Origin of the sequence: Nocardia takedensis NBRC 100417, assembly GCF_000308695.1 — a bacterium.
Lineage (GTDB): Bacteria > Actinomycetota > Actinomycetes > Mycobacteriales > Mycobacteriaceae > Nocardia > Nocardia takedensis.
In genome coordinates this window covers 35,600-50,124 of sequence record NZ_BAGG01000066.1, presented here as the reverse complement: position 1 = coordinate 50,124, position 14,525 = coordinate 35,600, and the positions used below count along the sequence as shown (strand labels likewise).

Genomic DNA, 14,525 nt, shown 5'->3' with positions numbered 1-14,525 from the left:
ATGCGTATGTCCACATGGGTCCGTCAACACGTGGCGGCGCTGCGCGCCCTGCTGGTGCTCACAGCGGTGACCGGAATCGCCTATCCCCTGGCCGTTTTCGCCGTGGCGCAACTGCCGGGACTGCACGACCGGGCCGAAGGGTCCCTGCTCACCTCCGAGGGCCGGGTGGTCGGCAGCAGCCTCATCGGGCAATCGTTCACCGACGCGGACGGCGAGGCTTTGCCGCGGTACTTCCAGAGCCGTCCATCTGCGGCGGGCGACGGCTACGACCCGCTGTCCACCTCGGCGAGCAATCTCGGCCCGGAGAGCATCGTGGATTCGCTCGACGCCGACCCGGCGAACACCACGCCGAGTCTGCTGTCCACCGTGTGCTCGCGCAGCAAGGCGATCGGCGACCGTGAGGGGGTCGACGGCAGCCGTCCGTTCTGCACGAAAGACGGTCTCGGAGCGGTGCTCTCGGTCCTCGGCCCGCGTGAGGCCGACGGCCGGATCGCGCATCCGACGCGGGTCGTCAGCGTCAACCAGGCGTGCCCGACCACACCGTTCCTGCCGACCTATCTCGGTGTGCGGGTCGAGTGCGCCGATCCGGGCGCGGACTACTCCACCGGCCTGGTCGTCCCCGTCATCGGCGACGCCTCCCCCGACACACCGGTGCCCGCGGACGCGGTCACCGCGAGCGGCAGTGGCCTGGACCCCCACATCTCGCCCCGGTACGCGGAAATCCAGATACCGCGGATCGCCGCCGCCCGCGGCGTCAGCACCGATCGAGTGCGCGAGGTGGTCGAAAAACACACCGATGGAAGGCTTCTCGGATTCCTGGGCGAACCACACGTGAACGTGGTCGAACTCAATCTCGACCTCGACCGGCGATACCCGGTGCGCGGCTGACCGGACAGCGCGAGCGAGGATCACCCGCGGGCGCGGCGACCCTCGCTCGCCGCCGCGACGATCTGCGCGATCCGGTCCGCGCGGGTCGCCTCGCGCGCGGCGCTGACGATCCACCACAGCATCTGCTTGCGCGCGCTGGGCGGGAAACCGTCCCAGGCGGCCCGGGCGGGCGGGTCCCGATCCAGGGCCGCCGCCAGTTCGGCCGGCTCCTCGAGGTCTTCGACCTGGTCGGCGATGGTCCACCACCCGGTGGACTTCGCCGCCGCGATGGCGGCGCGGCCCGCCTCGGTCATGAGCCCGCGGTCTTCCATATCGGCCGCGCGGCGGCGGTTGAGCCGGGTCCACGGGCTCTTGGCGCGGCGCGGCGTGAACAGTTGCAAGCCGCGCCGCTCGTCCAGGACGGTGGTGGTGGAGTCGATCCATCCGAAGCAGATCGCCTCCTCGACCGCTTCCGGGTAGGGGCAACGCGGGTGGTCGGCGCGCCAGGAACACAACCACACGCCGCGCGTGACGTCGTGATTGCGCTCGAGCCAGGACCGCCACTGGGCCCGGGTCTCGGCGTGGAAGATCGGGTAGTCGAACTTCCAGGTCGCGACGTGGGCGGAGGCCGAACGCGGCGAGTGCGACGAGCTCATCTGTCCTCCTGCAGGTGGGTGGCGAGACGTCCGACGATGTCCGCGAGTTCGGGCGGTTCCACGACCGTGACCGGCGCGGTGAGCGCGACGCGGGCGACCGTCATGGCGAGACGTCCGAGATCCTCGCCGCGGACGCGGACGCGGCAGCGATCCGTCCGCACCTCGATCGGCGTGTGGTCGATCCACCGGAGCACACCTTCGAGTTCGGCGAATCTCGCGTGCACGGACAGGGTCGCCTCCCGTGGCCGCCAAGTCGAGCCGAGGGTGTCCGCGACGAAGGCCGCCGCGTCGCCGCCCGGGATCGCACGGGGCTCGAAGCGACCGCCGTCCGGCCGGACCGCCCGGACCCGGTCCAGCCGGAAGGTCCGCCAGCCCTCGCGATCACGGTCCCACGCGACCAGATACCAGCGCCGTCCCGCCGTGACGAGTCCGTGCGGCTGGACCAGTCGCCCCCTGTCGTCGCCGTCGCCGCGCCGGTAGTCGAACCGCACGTGCTCGCGGTCCCGACACGCGGCAGCCAGCGCGCCCAACGCCTCCGGGTCGATGATGTCGTCGTCGACGATCCTGCGCATCGGCGTCACGCTCGAATGCACCGCCGACACCCGTCGGCGCAGACGGTGCGGCAGCAGCGACTCGATCTTCGTCAGCGCGCGCAACGACGTCTCCGCCATCCCCTCGATGGCGGCCTCGGCCGCGTAGCGCAGTCCGACCGCGACCGCGACGGCCTCGTCGTCGTCGACCAGCAGCGGTGGCACCCGCGCGCCCGCCTCCAGTCGGTATCCGCCGTACTTTCCCGACGTGGAATCGATCGGGTACCCGAGTTCGCGCAGACGGTCGACGTCACGCCGCACCGTCCGCTCGGTGACCTCGAGCCGCGCCGCGAGCTCACCGCAGCGCCAGAAGCGATGGGTCTGCAGCAGCGAGAGCAACCGGAGCGCTCGACCGGTGGGATCGTTCCGCATGCCGTCAGTCTGCCGGACATCCAGGACCGATCCTGTCCGCGATGTCCCCTATGGTCGCGGCGTCCCCCCGAATCCACCCTCGATCCTCAGGAGCGCCCGTGCACCCCGCCGCCGACTTCCCCCGGCCGACCCTGATTCCGGTCAACGGAATCGACCTCGAAGTCTTCGAAGCCGGTAGCCCCGGCAAACCCCTCGTGCTGTGTCACGGCTGGCCCGAACACGCCTACTCGTGGCGACATCAGGTGCCGGTCCTCGTCGACGCGGGCTACCACGTCCTCGTCCCGAACCAGCGCGGCTACGGCCGTTCGTCCCGTCCGGCCGAGGTGACCGACTACGACATCGACCACCTGTCGGGCGACCTCGTAGCACTGCTCGACCACTACGGCTACGACGACGCCGTCTTCGTCGGTCACGACTGGGGCGCTTTCGTCGTCTGGGGGCTGGCCCAGTTGCACCCGAAACGCGTGAACAAGGTGATCAACCTGAGCCTGCCGTACCTCGAACGCGGAGAAACTCCTTGGCTGGAAGTCATGGAAGCCGCGCTGGGTCCCGACTTCTACTTCGTGCACTTCACTCGACAGCCGGGCGTCGCGGACGCCGTCCTCGACGCCGACGCCGCCCGGTTCCTGCGCAACCTGTTCCGCAAGAACCAACCCCCGGCCGAGCCGCCGCCGGGCATGGCCATGATCGCGCTCGCCCGAGCCGAGCGGCCACTCGGCGAACCGCTCATGAGCGAAGCCGAATTGGACGTCTTCGTCACCGCCTTCACGTCCTCGGGGTTCACCGGCGGCATCAACTGGTACCGCAACCTCGACCGCAACTGGCGCCTGCTCGCCGAGGCGGACCCCATCGTCCGGCAGCCCGCCCTGATGATCTACGGCGCCCGCGACACGGTGGCGCGCGCCGAGAACCTGACTACCTTCGTCCCCGAGGTCGAAGTGGTCACCCTCGACGCCGGTCACTGGATCCAACAGGAGAAGCCGGACGAGGTGAACCGGACGATCCTGAACTGGCTGGCACGCCACGACGCCGGGTGATCCCGCACTCCGAATCTCGGACGCTCACCGGAGCACAGTGGCGACTGTCTCGACCCGATCCCGCCAGCGGAACGCTCAACTCGACCACCGGAACGTCCGCGAGCAGGTGCAGCGGATCGGCGTAGGCCAATTCCAGGACCGCGTCATCGACCGCGCGGCGGAGACCGAGCATCTCCGCCGCGGGCAGGACTCGCTCGGTTTCGGGGGTGATGGGCACCAGCACCAGCAGATCCAGAGCAGCCAAAGTCCACCTCTCGCCCCTGACCATCTCCACCGGAATCACCGACACCGACATCCCGGCGATCGCCGCGGCACTGTCAGGGAAAATCGTCACGGTGACCCCACCACCGACGACCACCTCGACCGAGGACACCGCGGGCAACGGGTAGCACCGACGCGCGGTTCCGGCAGCATCCGCGGATTCGGGCTGTCCCACGGGACCGTCGACAGACGCCCGGTCGCCGAGGCGAGGGTCCATACTCCCCGGACCGAGTCGGCCGGTTCCGAAGTCGCCGAGGTGAGTACTGTTCGTGGTGCTGCTGTCGAGGGGAGAAGGCATGTCGTGGCGCGAGACGACGTCGGAATCGGCACAGGCCGACATCGACGATCTGTTGGATGTCGCGCTGGATATGGCCGCGCGACGGTTGGCCGACGGCGGCGAGTTCTTTCCGTTCGCCGTGGTGGTCGAGCGCGACGGGACCAAGCAGGTCATCGTCTCCGAGGCGGAGACCGCTGCGCGGGCGCACGAGCGCAACGGTGAAGTGATCGAGTCCATGCGGATGCGGATCAAGGCGGCGGCGTTGGTGGTCGACGTGCGAATTCCCGCCACCGGGTCCGAGGGCATCGAGGTGTATCTCGAACATGCCGAAGGCCCGGCGATGACAGTGGTTCAGCCGTATCGGCGGGAACAAGGTACGGTGCTGGTCGACGAATTGGCGGGCTTCGCCGCCGAACGCCGCGTCTGGCGATGAAACCGACGCATGGGCTTCAGCTTTCGTCGTAGCGCAGAATTCGTTCCGCGCTGCGGCGATGCCACTTGTTCTTCGATGTGAGGAACGGTTCCACCACATCCCGGACGCCCTGGGCACGCAGCTTGGACAGCGCTTCCAGCGCGTGACCCTGGACCGACTCGTCATCCAACTGAGATACCGCCACCTCGACAGCCTCCGGACGACGTGACTTGCCCAACCACAAGACGACCATCTGTCGCTCCATCCCGAATTCGCGATTCCGGGCGATCGCGGCCAGTTCCTCGAAATAGGAAGGTTCGGCGGGGATGTCGTACAAGGCGTTTCCCGCCGCCCATCTCGCGTTCGCTCCGATTGGCTTCCCGGTGTCGAACTGGGAGATCAGGGCCGGTACCGCGGCCGTCTTACGGGATTCCTTGCAACCCAACGCACGGGCGAGTGCGATCCTGGCGGACTGCCTGCCTTCGGTCTCGGAGCCCGGCCAGCGGGATTCCAGTTCGACCAGCCACTGCGCGAGAACCGCTATCGCCTGCGGCTTGATGCTGGTGCGCGAGCTGATTTCATGGATCGTCGCGCCGTAACCGCCGGCCGAGCGGTAGTCCTCCAGTAGCTGGTTCGCGGCCGCGTCGTCGGTGGGAGTCAACTCGTGAAGTCCATGGTCACGTGCTTGATCTTTCCTTGGCTGATCAGATCCTGGATCTCGCGGGTCAGGATTGTGCGGTGGTCGGTGATCAGTACGAATTCGTAGCCGTTGGTCGAACAGTACGCGAGGTCGTCGACGATCTGATCGGTCAGGCCCTGACGATCGACGTTCTTGACCTCGGTGAGCTTCTTGTTCGCGTCATCGAGGACATCCGGCGCACGATTGCGTGCTCCGGTCGTGGACGGGATCGTCGGCTTCTTCACGGTGGGATCCACACCGGCGCGAGATTCGGCCTTCGCGCCTTCGAGTTTGTTCCGTCGAGCTCGTTCGGCTTTAGTGGGCTGCGGAGCGTTCTTGAGTTGCAGGTCGAGTACCGGTTTGAATTTTGTGTTGACGCTGCTGATGATTGTCGCCGATACCGCTTCCAGCGCTGACCCGCTGACTCGACGTGCGTCGGCCAGACCTTGGAGCATTCCCGCGATCTTGTTGCGGCTGTATTCGATCTCCTGCTCCGCGGCTTTGCGGATCGCCTTCTCGATGGGCTTGCCGATGGTCGCCGCGTTGATGATGTTGATGGCTTGCGCGACGGTCTGCAACTGCAACTCCCATTCGGCACCCTCCTGCGCTGCGCGTAGGACGTCAGCGTATCCGCTGGTAGCGCTCCCCTGTTGCCGCATGGCATCGGCGAGGACCTCTATCCCGTCGAGGACGGTGGCGTTGGTCTTGTCGATGTCGGCGATCTCGGGTGCGGTCGAACCGCGCAGTTGGGACATCTTGGCCCGTATCGGCACATCGAGCGCACTGTAGGCGCTCGCGGCTGTCACCCAACTCGATGCGAAGGTGTCCAGCAGATCAGGGTTTCCATTGATCCATTCGGTAGTTCCCATGACCACCACCCAACCGAATGGTTCGGGTCGAGACCCTTCGCCCGGGTTCTTCAGAGGCCGTGCGGTATAAGACGTTCCGCCTGGATCCGACGGCGGGAGGGCTCCGCCCGGGGTGTTGTATTCTTCTGCGTTCTCGGACTGGTCGTGGTTGACACCGTTCTGGCGGATGAGCGCGGCCATTCGCACCATGACATCGGTGGCCATGCCCGCGGTGACTGCGGCCTCGATGCCGCTCTTGTGGTACTTGCCGCCCCACTCCAATCCACCGGAGTCCCCACCGGTCATTTTTACGGCACTGCGCAAGTCGCCGTCCATCTTGCGCAATGCGGCCGAAGCGGTGGTGCTGGCGCGACTGTAGGCGCCTGCCAGGTCGTAGAACAGCTCGGGATCGACATCCAGTTCGGTCACACCGGCTCACCCTCGCCACATCTCGAGGTTCGCCGCGATGGCGTTGCTGTAGTTGGTGTGCGCGGCGCGGGCGGCTGTGCGCATGTCGTGGATTCCGTCCCGGATGTCGGCGGCGGCGGCCATGAGTCGCTGATGTGATTGCTGTTGCGCGGTGGCGGCTTCGCCGTCCCACACGCCTTGCAGCTTGCCGATCGCGGTGTCGAAGGCGGTGATCTGGTCGGCGAAGAACCCTTCGAATGCCGTCATGCGCGCGATGACCGAATCGAACAGATCGAGGTCGACCTTATGAGACATCGGGCAGATCCAGGGAGGAGGCGACCGATTCGATGGCCGCGGCGTTGACGTTCTCCTGTTCCAGGTAGCGTTCCGCGCTCGCGTCGAGTGCCGTGGTGGTGTCGGCCATCGCGTCGAGGAGTTCGGCCAGGCCGGTGCGGACTTCGTCGTAGCCGGTGGCGAACCGGGTTCCTTGGCGGCCTTGCCAATTGGCGATCAGCGTGTCGACATCGGCGTCGAGGGCGGCGAATCCGGTTGTCAGCCCTTCCAGCAGGGTTCGCACGGCTCGGGCGGCCACGGTCAATTCGGCGGGAGTGACGGTGAACGCGCCGGTCTGCGCGTTGGATTCGGTCATGCTCTCCCCCCGTCGACCCGACGAGGTCCCCCCACACCGGATCGTCCGTCGCCGACTCGGCGACACTCGATGTCGGGATGATGATAGTGGCCAGTCCGCCTCGACCGCAACGGCGGTGCCTACGAGATATGCACGCTCACAACGTCACTGAGGACAGAAGAAACCCCCGCCGCGCAGTCCGCGCGACGGGGGTTTCGAGCCCGGGTGTTGGTAAGGATCACATCTTGGCGTGCTTGGCCCGGATGAAGTTGTAGACGCCGTAGGTGATGATGCCGATCGCGGCGATCACCAGCAGGTACGGGCCGTAGGGCTGAGCGCCCAGGGTCTTGAGCGCGCCGTCCAGACCCGAGGCCTTGTCCGGCTCCGAGCGAGTGGTCGCGATGATCACCAGCACACCGATACCGGCCAGCGCGAGCCCCTTGGCGATGTAGCCGACGGTGCCCAGCCGACGCGCCCAGGTCCCGGCCGCGTCCAGATCCTTGGTGAACTTCTGGGTCGCGCCCTTGTAGACGTAGTAACCGCCCACACCGATGATGCCGAGGCCGATCAGCGCCAGCAGCAGACTGCCGCCGGTGCTCTTCATCAACTCGGCGGTCACGCCCGCCTTCTGCTGCTGACCCGAGGACCCGCTGCCCTTGGCGAAGGAGAACGCCGTGTAGGCCAGCACCGCGTAGATCACGGCCTCACCGATGGCCTTCGCGCGATGGAACAGATCCGAGCGGTCCTCGCCGCGGTCGCGCTTGTGGCCGACGATGCCCTCCACCAGCTTCCACAGCCCGAGCACCACGAAGGCGACCGCGCCGACCCACAGCGCGACACCGCCGCCCGGCTCTTTGGCCAGCTCGGCCATCGCCCCCGACTGATCCGCGGACCCGCCGCCACCGCCGAAGGCCAACCGGATCGCGATGTAGCCGATCAGGATGTGCACGATCCCGGCCATCACGAAGCCGGCCCGCGCGACTTTCTCGAACGCGTCGTTGCGCACCAACCGGTCCGCGGCACCGGTGAAACCACCGCCGCTCGCCGACGAACCCGCGAAAGAAGTTGACACTGAACCTGTTCTCGCCATGACCGCTTTCCTCATCTCCACCGGATCGAATGCTCGGCGGATACCCGGGCCCACACCCCCGAAACGACCCGATTCCACTTCACCGAGGAGCCTGCTCGGGCGAATACGGCGAGCCGACACCCCCGGGTCGGTACGGGTGTACGATTCGGCCGGTACATCACCGCGGGAGCTCGGACAACGGCCGGGCTGAGAGGGTGCGCCCGAGCGCGCCGACCGCACGAACCTGTCCGGGTAATGCCGGCGTAGGGAGAAGGCAGCGTCATGGCGTCCACTGTCGGCACGGGCGGGAAAGAGGCACCGCTCACCTTGGAGGAGCCCGCGCCGCGGGTCCTGTCGTTCTGGGATCAGAGCGCGTTCTGGGCGAATCTGGGCGTGAGCCTGTTCGCCTTCTCCGGGGCGTACACGGTGCTCGCGCCGAACAGCGAAGGCGCGGCGCAGATCTCGATCGCGGCGGGCATCGTCGCGATGATCGTGGGCACCGTGGTCGGCGGACTCATGTTGGGGCTCGCGGCGATTCCGGGCGCGCGCACCGGCAAACCCGCGATGATGTTGTTGCGCGGCCTGTTCGGCGCGAAGCCGAGTTATGTGCCGACGGTGCTCAACATCGCCCAGTTGATCGGCTGGGGCACTTTCGAGTTGATCGTGATCGGCAACGCGGCCGAGGAACTGTTCGGCGGCGGCCCGCGCTGGCTCTACATCGTGGCCGCCGGGGTGTTGACCACCGTGTTGACCATCTGGCCGCTGGGCTCGGTGCGGATTCTGCGACGTTTCGTGACGATCGGCGTCGCGATCGCGCTGATCTGGTTCTACGTGCAGTTCTTCCGCGCCGGACTGCCCGATCTGACCGCGAATCCCGGTCCGCAGGGGTCCGGGCCGTTCGGGTCGGACTGGAATCTGTTCTGGATCGCGACCGACGCGGCGCTGGCGGTGTCGATCTCGTGGGTGCCGGTGGCCGCGGACTACACCCGCTACGCCAAGAGCACCAAGGGCGCGTTCGGGGCGGCCAGCGGCGCGTACGCGCTCACCCAGATCCTCGCCTACGTCCTCGGTCTGTTCGCGCTGGCGCTGGCCACCGGTGAAGGCACATACGGCCCGTTCCTCACCGTCACCCTCGGCGCGGTCTTCTTCCTGATCCTGGTGGTGCGGGAGGCCGATCAGTCCTTCGCCAACGTCTACTCCACCGCCGTCTCGATCCAGAATCTCGCGCCGCGCGCGGACCGGCGGGTGCTCTCGATCGGCCTGGGCGCGTTCATCACGCTGCTGGCGCTGTGGTTGGACATGGACGACTACTTCGGCTTCCTCGGGCTCATCGGCTCGGTGTTCGTGCCGCTGCTCGGTGTGCTGGTCGCCGATTTCTTCCTGCGCGCTCGCGGCGAGTGGAACACCGACGCCGACGCGCCGTCACGCTGGGGCATGATCGCGGCCTGGCTGGTCGGTCTGTCGGTGTATCAGGTCATCAACCCGGGCGACGCGGGCGTGTGGACCGATTTCTGGGTGCGCGTGCAGGACTGGCTGCATTTCACCAAACAGCCGTGGACCAGCGCCTCGCTGCTGTCGTTCCTGGCCGCGGGCGCGGTGGCGTGGGCGCTCGGCGCGATCGCCGAGCGCCGCCGCGCTAGGTCTTGACCGGTTCGGGTTCGGCGCCGCCGCTCGCCCCGTCCTCGGCGGCGCCAGGGTTCGTGCCGGTCACCAGGTCGATCTGTTCGCCGATGTAGCGCACGATCACCGCCACGATCGCCACCACCGGCACCGCCAGGAACGCGCCGACGATGCCGTAGAGCGACCCGCCCGCCGTCACCGCGAGCAGCACCACCGCGGCGTGCAGTTTCATGCTGCGGCTCTGCAACACCGGTTGCAGCACGTTGCCTTCCAACTGCTGCACGGCCACGATGATGCCGAGCACGATCAGCGCGGTGGTGAAACCGTTGGCCACCAGGGCGACCAGCACCGCGAGCGCGCCCGCGACGAACGCGCCGACCATCGGGATGAAGCCGCCCAGGAAGGTGATCACCGCGAGCACCGACCACAGCGGCACACCCAGGATGACCAGACCCGCGCCGATGAACACCGCGTCGATGAGGCTGACCAGGGCCTGGGTGCGGATGAAACTGCCCAGCGTGACCCAGATCCGGGCGAGCACCTCCTCGAGGTGACGACCGTTGCGGCTGCCGAGGGTGGTGTGCATCCACGGCAGGAACCGCGGCCCGTCCTTGATGAAGAAGAACACCAGGATCAGCACCAGGAACAGGGTGATCAGCATCGAGGTGGCGGTGGTGACGCCGCTGAACACACCGGTCGCGATCTGTTCGGCGCTGGACTGCAACCGCTGCACGATCGCGTCGACGCCGGAGTCCAACTGGTCGTCCTGGATCTTCAGCGGCGGCCCCTGCAACCAGTCGCGGACCTGTTGGACGCCCGCGCCCGCCTTGTCGGCCAGATCCGGGGCCTGGTCGACCACCGACGGCACGATCAGCGCGATCACCCCGGCCAGCACGCCGAGGAAACCCAGCACCGAGATGAAGGCCGCCAGACCCGGGCGCAGGCCGATCCGCAGCATCAGCCGGGTCGGCGGCCACAGCACCGTCGCGATGACCACGGCCAGCGCGACGGGCAGGATCACCACCCACAGTCGCGCGGTGACGAATCCGAGCACCCAGGCTCCGGCGGCGATGGCGACGACGCACACCGACCACTTCGCCATCCACAGGAGCCCGCGCCCGATGACATCACCGCGGTCGGGCGACGCCCCACCGGATTTCCCGCCCACTTGTTCTTCGTTCGGCCCGCTCACGCCGCAAGTCTCGCACGGCGCGGCCGCTACGGCCGGCATCGCGGCGACCATCGCACATCCGTGATTGACGCGACGACGCCGGGGTACTCCGCCCGGTCAACGGCGGGCCCGGACCGCCGCGACGGCTTTGCGGGCCGCGATCAGGACCGGATCCCAGACCGGGGAGAACGGCGGAGCGTAACCGAGGTCGAGGGCGGTCATCTGTTCCACGGTCATGCGGGCGGTCAGGGCGACCGCCGCGACGTCGACGCGTTTGGCCGCGCCCTCGCGCCCGACGATCTGCACGCCGAGCAGTCGGCCGGTGCCGCGTTCGGCGAGCATCTTCACCGTCATCGGGGCGGCCTCGGGGTAATAGCCCGCGCGACTGGTGGATTCGATGGTCACGGTGACGAATTGCAGTCCGACGGCATGCGCGTCCTGTTCGCGCAGACCGGTGCGCGCGACCTCGAGAGCGCACACCTTGCTGACCGCCGTGCCGACCACGCCCGGGAAGGTGCCGTAGCCGCCGCCGATGTTCGAGCCGATCACCTGGCCGTGCTTGTTGGCGTGGGTGCCCAGCGGGATGTGGCGCTCCTGGCCGGAGACCAGGTCGAGCACCTCCACGCAGTCACCGCCCGCCCAGATGTTCTCGTGTCCGCGCACGCGCATGGACAGGTCGGTGAGCAGACCGCCCGACTCCCCCACCGGCAGACCGGCGGCGCGCGCGAGGGTCGTCTCCGGGCGCACCCCGATGCCGAGGACCACCACGTCGGCCGGATACCGGCCGCATCCGGTGATCACGGCGCTCGCCCGGCCTTCGTCGTCGACCTCGATCCGTTCGGCCTCCTCCTCGCACACCATCTCGATGCCCAGCGCGCGCATCGCCTCGGCGACCAGCGCGCCCATGTCGGGGTCGAGAGTCGACATCGGTTCGCCGCCGCGGTGCACGACGGTGACCCGGTAGCCGCGGTTGATCAGCGCTTCGGCCATCTCCACGCCGATGTAGCCGGCCCCGACGACCACCGCGCGACCGCCTTCGGCGCGCTCGAGGGTGTCGATGAGGGCTTGGCCGTCGTCCAGGGTCTGCACACCGTGCACGCCGTCGGCGTCGATGCCGGGCAGGTCGGGTCGGATCGGGACCGCGCCGGTGGCCAACACCAACTGGTCGTAGGAATGCCATTCGCGCGCACCGGATTCCAGGTCCGCTACGAGTACGCGACGGTCGGCCACGTCGAGTTCGACCACCTCCGAGCGCATCCGCAGATCGATCGCGCGGGCGCGGTGTTCTTCCGGTGTGCGGGCGATCAGGTCGTCGCGATCGGCGACGTCGCCGCCGACCCAGTACGGGATGCCGCAGGCCGAATAGGACGCGAAACGCCCCCGCTCGAACACCACGATCTCGAGGTCGTCGGCCGCCCGCAGTCGCCGGGCCTGCGAGGCCGCCGACATCCCGGTCGCGTCCGCCCCCACGATCACCAATCGCTCGCTCATGCCCTGCACGCTACGTCGCGCCGCCGACCGATGTCGGCCGCCCCGTTCGTGTCACACCACCTCGCACGCCGACGAGGTCATCGAGACCCTCGCCGACACCGACGGCGTCGCCCTGGTCGAACTGATCAAACGCGGCGGCGAGACGCGGGTGCGGGATCAGGGGGTGCTGGACAGGCCCGTGTGGAAGTGGTCGCCCTAGGTCAGCCGCGGATCAGCAGGACCACGCCCGCGGTGACGGCGGCCAGGACCAGGGCGGCAATCCCGTAGGTCAGGCGCTGGTGACGTAGACCGGGAAGCAGGTGGTCGACGGCGATGCGGCCCGGCCCCGTCAGCGCCAGACCGGCCGCCGAGGCCGCCAGCACCACGTCCAGTTCGATGCCCTTGCCGCCGAAGAACTCCCCGGTGCCCTTGACCGCGATGGCGTTGATCATCACGCCGAGGATCGCGGCCGCGGCCAACGGGGTCAGCAGACCGACCGCCAGGCCGAGTCCGCCGAGGAATTCGCTGAGTCCGGCGATGACGGCCATCGTCTTGCCCGCCGGGTAGCCGCTGCTCTCGAAGAAGCGGCCGGTGCCGTCGAGGCCGCCGCCGTCGAACCAGCCGAACAGTTTCTGCGCGCCGTGGCCCGCCATGGTCAGCCCGATCGCGACCCGCGCGATCAGCAGGCCCAGGTCCAAGGCGGATTGGTCGGCGGCCGGGGTGGCGACCGTCGCGGTGGTGGTGGTCGTTGCCATGGAACTCTCCTGACGAGTTGGTCGAACGGAATCAGCCGAACTGGATGGAGCGTTTGGATAAACCGTGCCAGAAATCGGTGATGACACTGCGCTGCATGTCGAGATCGGCCTCCCCCGCGCCGATCGCGACGAACAGCGGCGCGAAGTGCTCGGTCCGGGGGTGGGCCAGGTGCGGGGCGGGAGCGGTGTGCTCGAAGTCCAGCAGGGTGTCGATGTCGCCGTCGGCCAGCGCCCGCGCGCCCCACTCGTCGAAATCGGCCATCACCGGGTGCACGGACCCGTCGTCGGTGAGCGCCCGCAGGTTGTGGGTGAAGAATCCGCTGCCGACGATCAGCACACCCGCCGCGCGCAGCGGGGCCAGCGCGCGCCCGACCGCGAGCAGACCCGTCGGGTCCAGCGTCGGCAACGACATCTGGAGGACCGGGATGTCGGCATTCGGATACATCTGGGTCAGCGGGACGTAGGCCCCGTGGTCCAGGCCGCGCTCGGGGACGTCCTGAACCCGCAGGCCCCGGCCGCGCAGCAGTCCGCGCACCTCCCGGGCCAGTTCGGGCGCGCCCGGCGCCGGGTAGCGGACGGCGTAGTAGTGGTCCGGGAAACCCCAGAAGTCGTAGACCAGCGGGACGGTCTCGGTCGCGCCGAGGGCGATCGGGGCGTCCTCCCAGTGCGCGGAGACCATCAGGATCGCGGTGGGAGTGGGCAGATCCGCCGACCACGCCTTCAGCTGATCGGGCCAGATCGGGTCGTCGACCAGCGGAGGCGCGCCGTGGGAGAGGTAGAGCACGGGCATCCGGTCGGTTCGCGTCGTGGTCACGACACCTCCTCGACGTCCAGGATTCATTTCATTCAAATTTGAACTAGTTGGAGCGTAGCGTGTCGTTCGAATCCGAACAACCTCGCTAGGCTGGATCGATGAGCGAACCCGAGTGGCTGACCGCCGAACAGCTGCGCGCCTGGCAAGCCCTGCTCGCGGGCTGGGCGCTGCTCAACCGCGAGATCGAACAGCAGCTCAAACGCGACTCCGGGCTCTCCCACACCCAGTACGAAGTCCTCGTCCGACTCGCCGACGCACCCGAGCAACGCATCCGGATGACCGAACTCGCCGACTCGCTGGTCAACTCCAAAAGCGGACTGACCTACCAGATCGGCCGGCTCGAAGAAGCCGGACTGGTGCGGCGCGAAGCCTGCCCCACCGACGTGCGCGGGGTCATCGCGGTCCTCACCCCGCAGGGCCGCCGCGCCCTGGAACAGGCCGCGCCCGCGCACGTCGCGCAGGTCCGCGACCTGTTCATCGACGCGCTGACCCCCGACCAGGTCACCGCCGTCGCCGACGGGCTCGGCGAAGTCGTGCGGCGCATCCAGGACAGCGCGCACCGGCCGCGCGCCTGACCCCTACCATCCGGAT

General features: G+C 68.3%; 18 protein-coding genes and 1 riboswitch. Of the genes, 7 read left to right on the top strand and 11 right to left on the bottom strand.

From position 1 onward, the window contains the following. On the top strand, nucleotides 1-888 hold the full coding sequence (locus tag ON30_RS14390) for a potassium-transporting ATPase subunit C (protein ID WP_040707470.1): 888 nt from the start codon (nucleotides 1-3) through the stop codon (nucleotides 886-888). A 20-nt stretch (nucleotides 889-908) separates the two neighbouring features. Here ON30_RS14390 and ON30_RS14385 read toward each other — a convergent pair whose 3' ends face one another. Both ON30_RS14385 and ON30_RS14380 read right to left on the bottom strand, forming a co-directional pair. Further along, nucleotides 909-1,523, bottom strand: a complete 615-nt coding sequence (locus ON30_RS14385; RefSeq protein WP_040707469.1) for a YdeI/OmpD-associated family protein — start codon at nucleotides 1,521-1,523, stop codon at nucleotides 909-911. Further along, the gene (locus ON30_RS14380; RefSeq protein WP_040707467.1) at nucleotides 1,520-2,485 is read right to left on the bottom strand and encodes a helix-turn-helix transcriptional regulator; all 966 of its coding nucleotides are present in this window, start codon (nucleotides 2,483-2,485) and stop codon (nucleotides 1,520-1,522) included. Before ON30_RS14380 ends, ON30_RS14385 begins: the two co-directional genes overlap by 4 nt. A 98-nt stretch (nucleotides 2,486-2,583) precedes the next feature. On the opposite strand from ON30_RS14380, the gene ON30_RS14375 reads away from it, so the two are divergent. The 3 genes from ON30_RS14375 to ON30_RS14365 all read left to right on the top strand — a co-directional run bounded on the left by ON30_RS14375 (nucleotide 2,584) and on the right by ON30_RS14365 (nucleotide 4,493). Next, a complete protein-coding gene (locus ON30_RS14375; RefSeq protein ID WP_040707466.1) occupies nucleotides 2,584-3,522 on the top strand; it encodes an alpha/beta fold hydrolase in 939 nt (312 codons plus the stop codon). 209 nt (nucleotides 3,523-3,731) lie between these two features. Then, nucleotides 3,732-3,911 (top strand): hypothetical protein, encoded by a 180-nt coding sequence (locus ON30_RS14370; RefSeq protein WP_040707465.1) that lies wholly within the window; start codon nucleotides 3,732-3,734, stop codon nucleotides 3,909-3,911. Between the two features lie 141 nt (nucleotides 3,912-4,052). Beyond that, nucleotides 4,053-4,493 carry a hypothetical protein gene (locus tag ON30_RS14365; RefSeq protein WP_157183728.1) on the top strand — a complete coding sequence of 147 codons (441 nt, stop codon included), beginning with the start codon at nucleotides 4,053-4,055 and terminating at the stop codon, nucleotides 4,491-4,493. 16 nt (nucleotides 4,494-4,509) lie between these two features. On the opposite strand, the gene ON30_RS14360 is transcribed toward ON30_RS14365, so the two are convergent. From ON30_RS14360 to ON30_RS14340, 5 genes are all read right to left on the bottom strand, one after another. After that, a complete protein-coding gene (locus tag ON30_RS14360) occupies nucleotides 4,510-5,133 on the bottom strand; it encodes a HEAT repeat domain-containing protein (RefSeq protein ID WP_040707463.1) in 624 nt (207 codons plus the stop codon). Beyond that, entirely contained in the window at nucleotides 5,130-6,428 is a 1,299-nt protein-coding gene (locus ON30_RS14355) for a putative toxin (protein WP_040707462.1), read from the bottom strand. Before ON30_RS14355 ends, ON30_RS14360 begins: the two co-directional genes overlap by 4 nt. 6 nt (nucleotides 6,429-6,434) lie before the next feature. Beyond that, nucleotides 6,435-6,722, bottom strand: coding sequence for a WXG100 family type VII secretion target (locus tag ON30_RS14350; RefSeq protein WP_040707461.1), 288 nt, complete (start codon nucleotides 6,720-6,722; stop codon nucleotides 6,435-6,437). Next, complete coding sequence (locus tag ON30_RS14345; RefSeq protein WP_040707460.1) at nucleotides 6,712-7,056, bottom strand: WXG100 family type VII secretion target; 345 nt, start codon at nucleotides 7,054-7,056, stop codon at nucleotides 6,712-6,714. The genes ON30_RS14350 and ON30_RS14345 overlap by 11 nt, the downstream gene beginning before the upstream one ends. A gap of 217 nt (nucleotides 7,057-7,273) precedes the next feature. After that, on the bottom strand, nucleotides 7,274-8,107 hold the full coding sequence (locus ON30_RS14340; protein WP_245554045.1) for a DUF1206 domain-containing protein: 834 nt from the start codon (nucleotides 8,105-8,107) through the stop codon (nucleotides 7,274-7,276). 170 nt (nucleotides 8,108-8,277) lie between these two features. Then, a riboswitch (TPP riboswitch) is annotated at nucleotides 8,278-8,391 on the top strand. Between ON30_RS14340 and ON30_RS14335 the strand changes: the two genes are divergently transcribed. Further along, complete coding sequence (locus ON30_RS14335; RefSeq protein WP_040707455.1) at nucleotides 8,387-9,751, top strand: purine-cytosine permease family protein; 1,365 nt, start codon at nucleotides 8,387-8,389, stop codon at nucleotides 9,749-9,751. Its footprint overlaps the riboswitch before it by 5 nt. Here the strand turns inward: ON30_RS14335 and ON30_RS14330 are convergent. Further along, the gene (locus tag ON30_RS14330) at nucleotides 9,741-10,955 is read right to left on the bottom strand and encodes an AI-2E family transporter (protein ID WP_083911398.1); all 1,215 of its coding nucleotides are present in this window, start codon (nucleotides 10,953-10,955) and stop codon (nucleotides 9,741-9,743) included. The two genes, ON30_RS14335 and ON30_RS14330, sit on opposite strands and share 11 nt — an antisense overlap. 57 nt (nucleotides 10,956-11,012) lie before the next feature. Further along, nucleotides 11,013-12,386: an FAD-dependent oxidoreductase gene (locus tag ON30_RS14325; protein ID WP_040707453.1), complete on the bottom strand. Its 1,374-nt coding sequence runs from the start codon at nucleotides 12,384-12,386 to the stop codon at nucleotides 11,013-11,015. Between ON30_RS14325 and ON30_RS14320 the strand changes: the two genes are divergently transcribed. Then, nucleotides 12,385-12,585: a hypothetical protein gene (locus ON30_RS14320; RefSeq protein WP_040707451.1), complete on the top strand. Its 201-nt coding sequence runs from the start codon at nucleotides 12,385-12,387 to the stop codon at nucleotides 12,583-12,585. The genes ON30_RS14325 and ON30_RS14320 overlap by 2 nt on opposite strands. 1 nt (nucleotide 12,586) lies before the next feature. Here ON30_RS14320 and ON30_RS14315 read toward each other — a convergent pair whose 3' ends face one another. Further along, entirely contained in the window at nucleotides 12,587-13,120 is a 534-nt protein-coding gene (locus ON30_RS14315; RefSeq protein WP_040707450.1) for a DoxX family protein, read from the bottom strand. A gap of 31 nt (nucleotides 13,121-13,151) precedes the next feature. Continuing rightward, entirely contained in the window at nucleotides 13,152-13,910 is a 759-nt protein-coding gene (locus tag ON30_RS14310) for a dioxygenase family protein (RefSeq protein WP_040707545.1), read from the bottom strand. 122 nt (nucleotides 13,911-14,032) lie between these two features. Here ON30_RS14310 and ON30_RS14305 point away from each other — a divergent pair, with 122 nt between their 5' ends. Further along, entirely contained in the window at nucleotides 14,033-14,509 is a 477-nt protein-coding gene (locus ON30_RS14305) for a MarR family winged helix-turn-helix transcriptional regulator (protein ID WP_040707448.1), read from the top strand. Nucleotides 14,510-14,525: the final 16 nt, after the last annotated feature.

Bases quoted from the DNA above. Each gene is read 5' to 3' on its own strand.
- ON30_RS14325 (WP_040707453.1), bottom strand. From the start codon at position 12,386: ATGAGCGAGCGATTGGTGATCGTGGGGGCGGACGCGACCGGGATGTCG.
- ON30_RS14380 (WP_040707467.1), bottom strand. From the start codon at position 2,485: ATGCGGAACGATCCCACCGGTCGAGCGCTCCGGTTGCTCTCGCTGCTG.
- ON30_RS14390 (WP_040707470.1), top strand. From the start codon at position 1: ATGCGTATGTCCACATGGGTCCGTCAACACGTGGCGGCGCTGCGCGCC.
- ON30_RS14305 (WP_040707448.1), top strand. From the start codon at position 14,033: ATGAGCGAACCCGAGTGGCTGACCGCCGAACAGCTGCGCGCCTGGCAA.
- ON30_RS14335 (WP_040707455.1), top strand. From the start codon at position 8,387: ATGGCGTCCACTGTCGGCACGGGCGGGAAAGAGGCACCGCTCACCTTG.
- ON30_RS14345 (WP_040707460.1), bottom strand. From the start codon at position 7,056: ATGACCGAATCCAACGCGCAGACCGGCGCGTTCACCGTCACTCCCGCC.
- ON30_RS14310 (WP_040707545.1), bottom strand. From the start codon at position 13,910: ATGCCCGTGCTCTACCTCTCCCACGGCGCGCCTCCGCTGGTCGACGAC.
- ON30_RS14330 (WP_083911398.1), bottom strand. From the start codon at position 10,955: ATGCCGGCCGTAGCGGCCGCGCCGTGCGAGACTTGCGGCGTGAGCGGG.
- ON30_RS14350 (WP_040707461.1), bottom strand. From the start codon at position 6,722: ATGTCTCATAAGGTCGACCTCGATCTGTTCGATTCGGTCATCGCGCGC.
- ON30_RS14385 (WP_040707469.1), bottom strand. From the start codon at position 1,523: ATGAGCTCGTCGCACTCGCCGCGTTCGGCCTCCGCCCACGTCGCGACC.
- ON30_RS14320 (WP_040707451.1), top strand. From the start codon at position 12,385: ATGCCCTGCACGCTACGTCGCGCCGCCGACCGATGTCGGCCGCCCCGT.
- ON30_RS14315 (WP_040707450.1), bottom strand. From the start codon at position 13,120: ATGGCAACGACCACCACCACCGCGACGGTCGCCACCCCGGCCGCCGAC.
- ON30_RS14370 (WP_040707465.1), top strand. From the start codon at position 3,732: ATGGGCACCAGCACCAGCAGATCCAGAGCAGCCAAAGTCCACCTCTCG.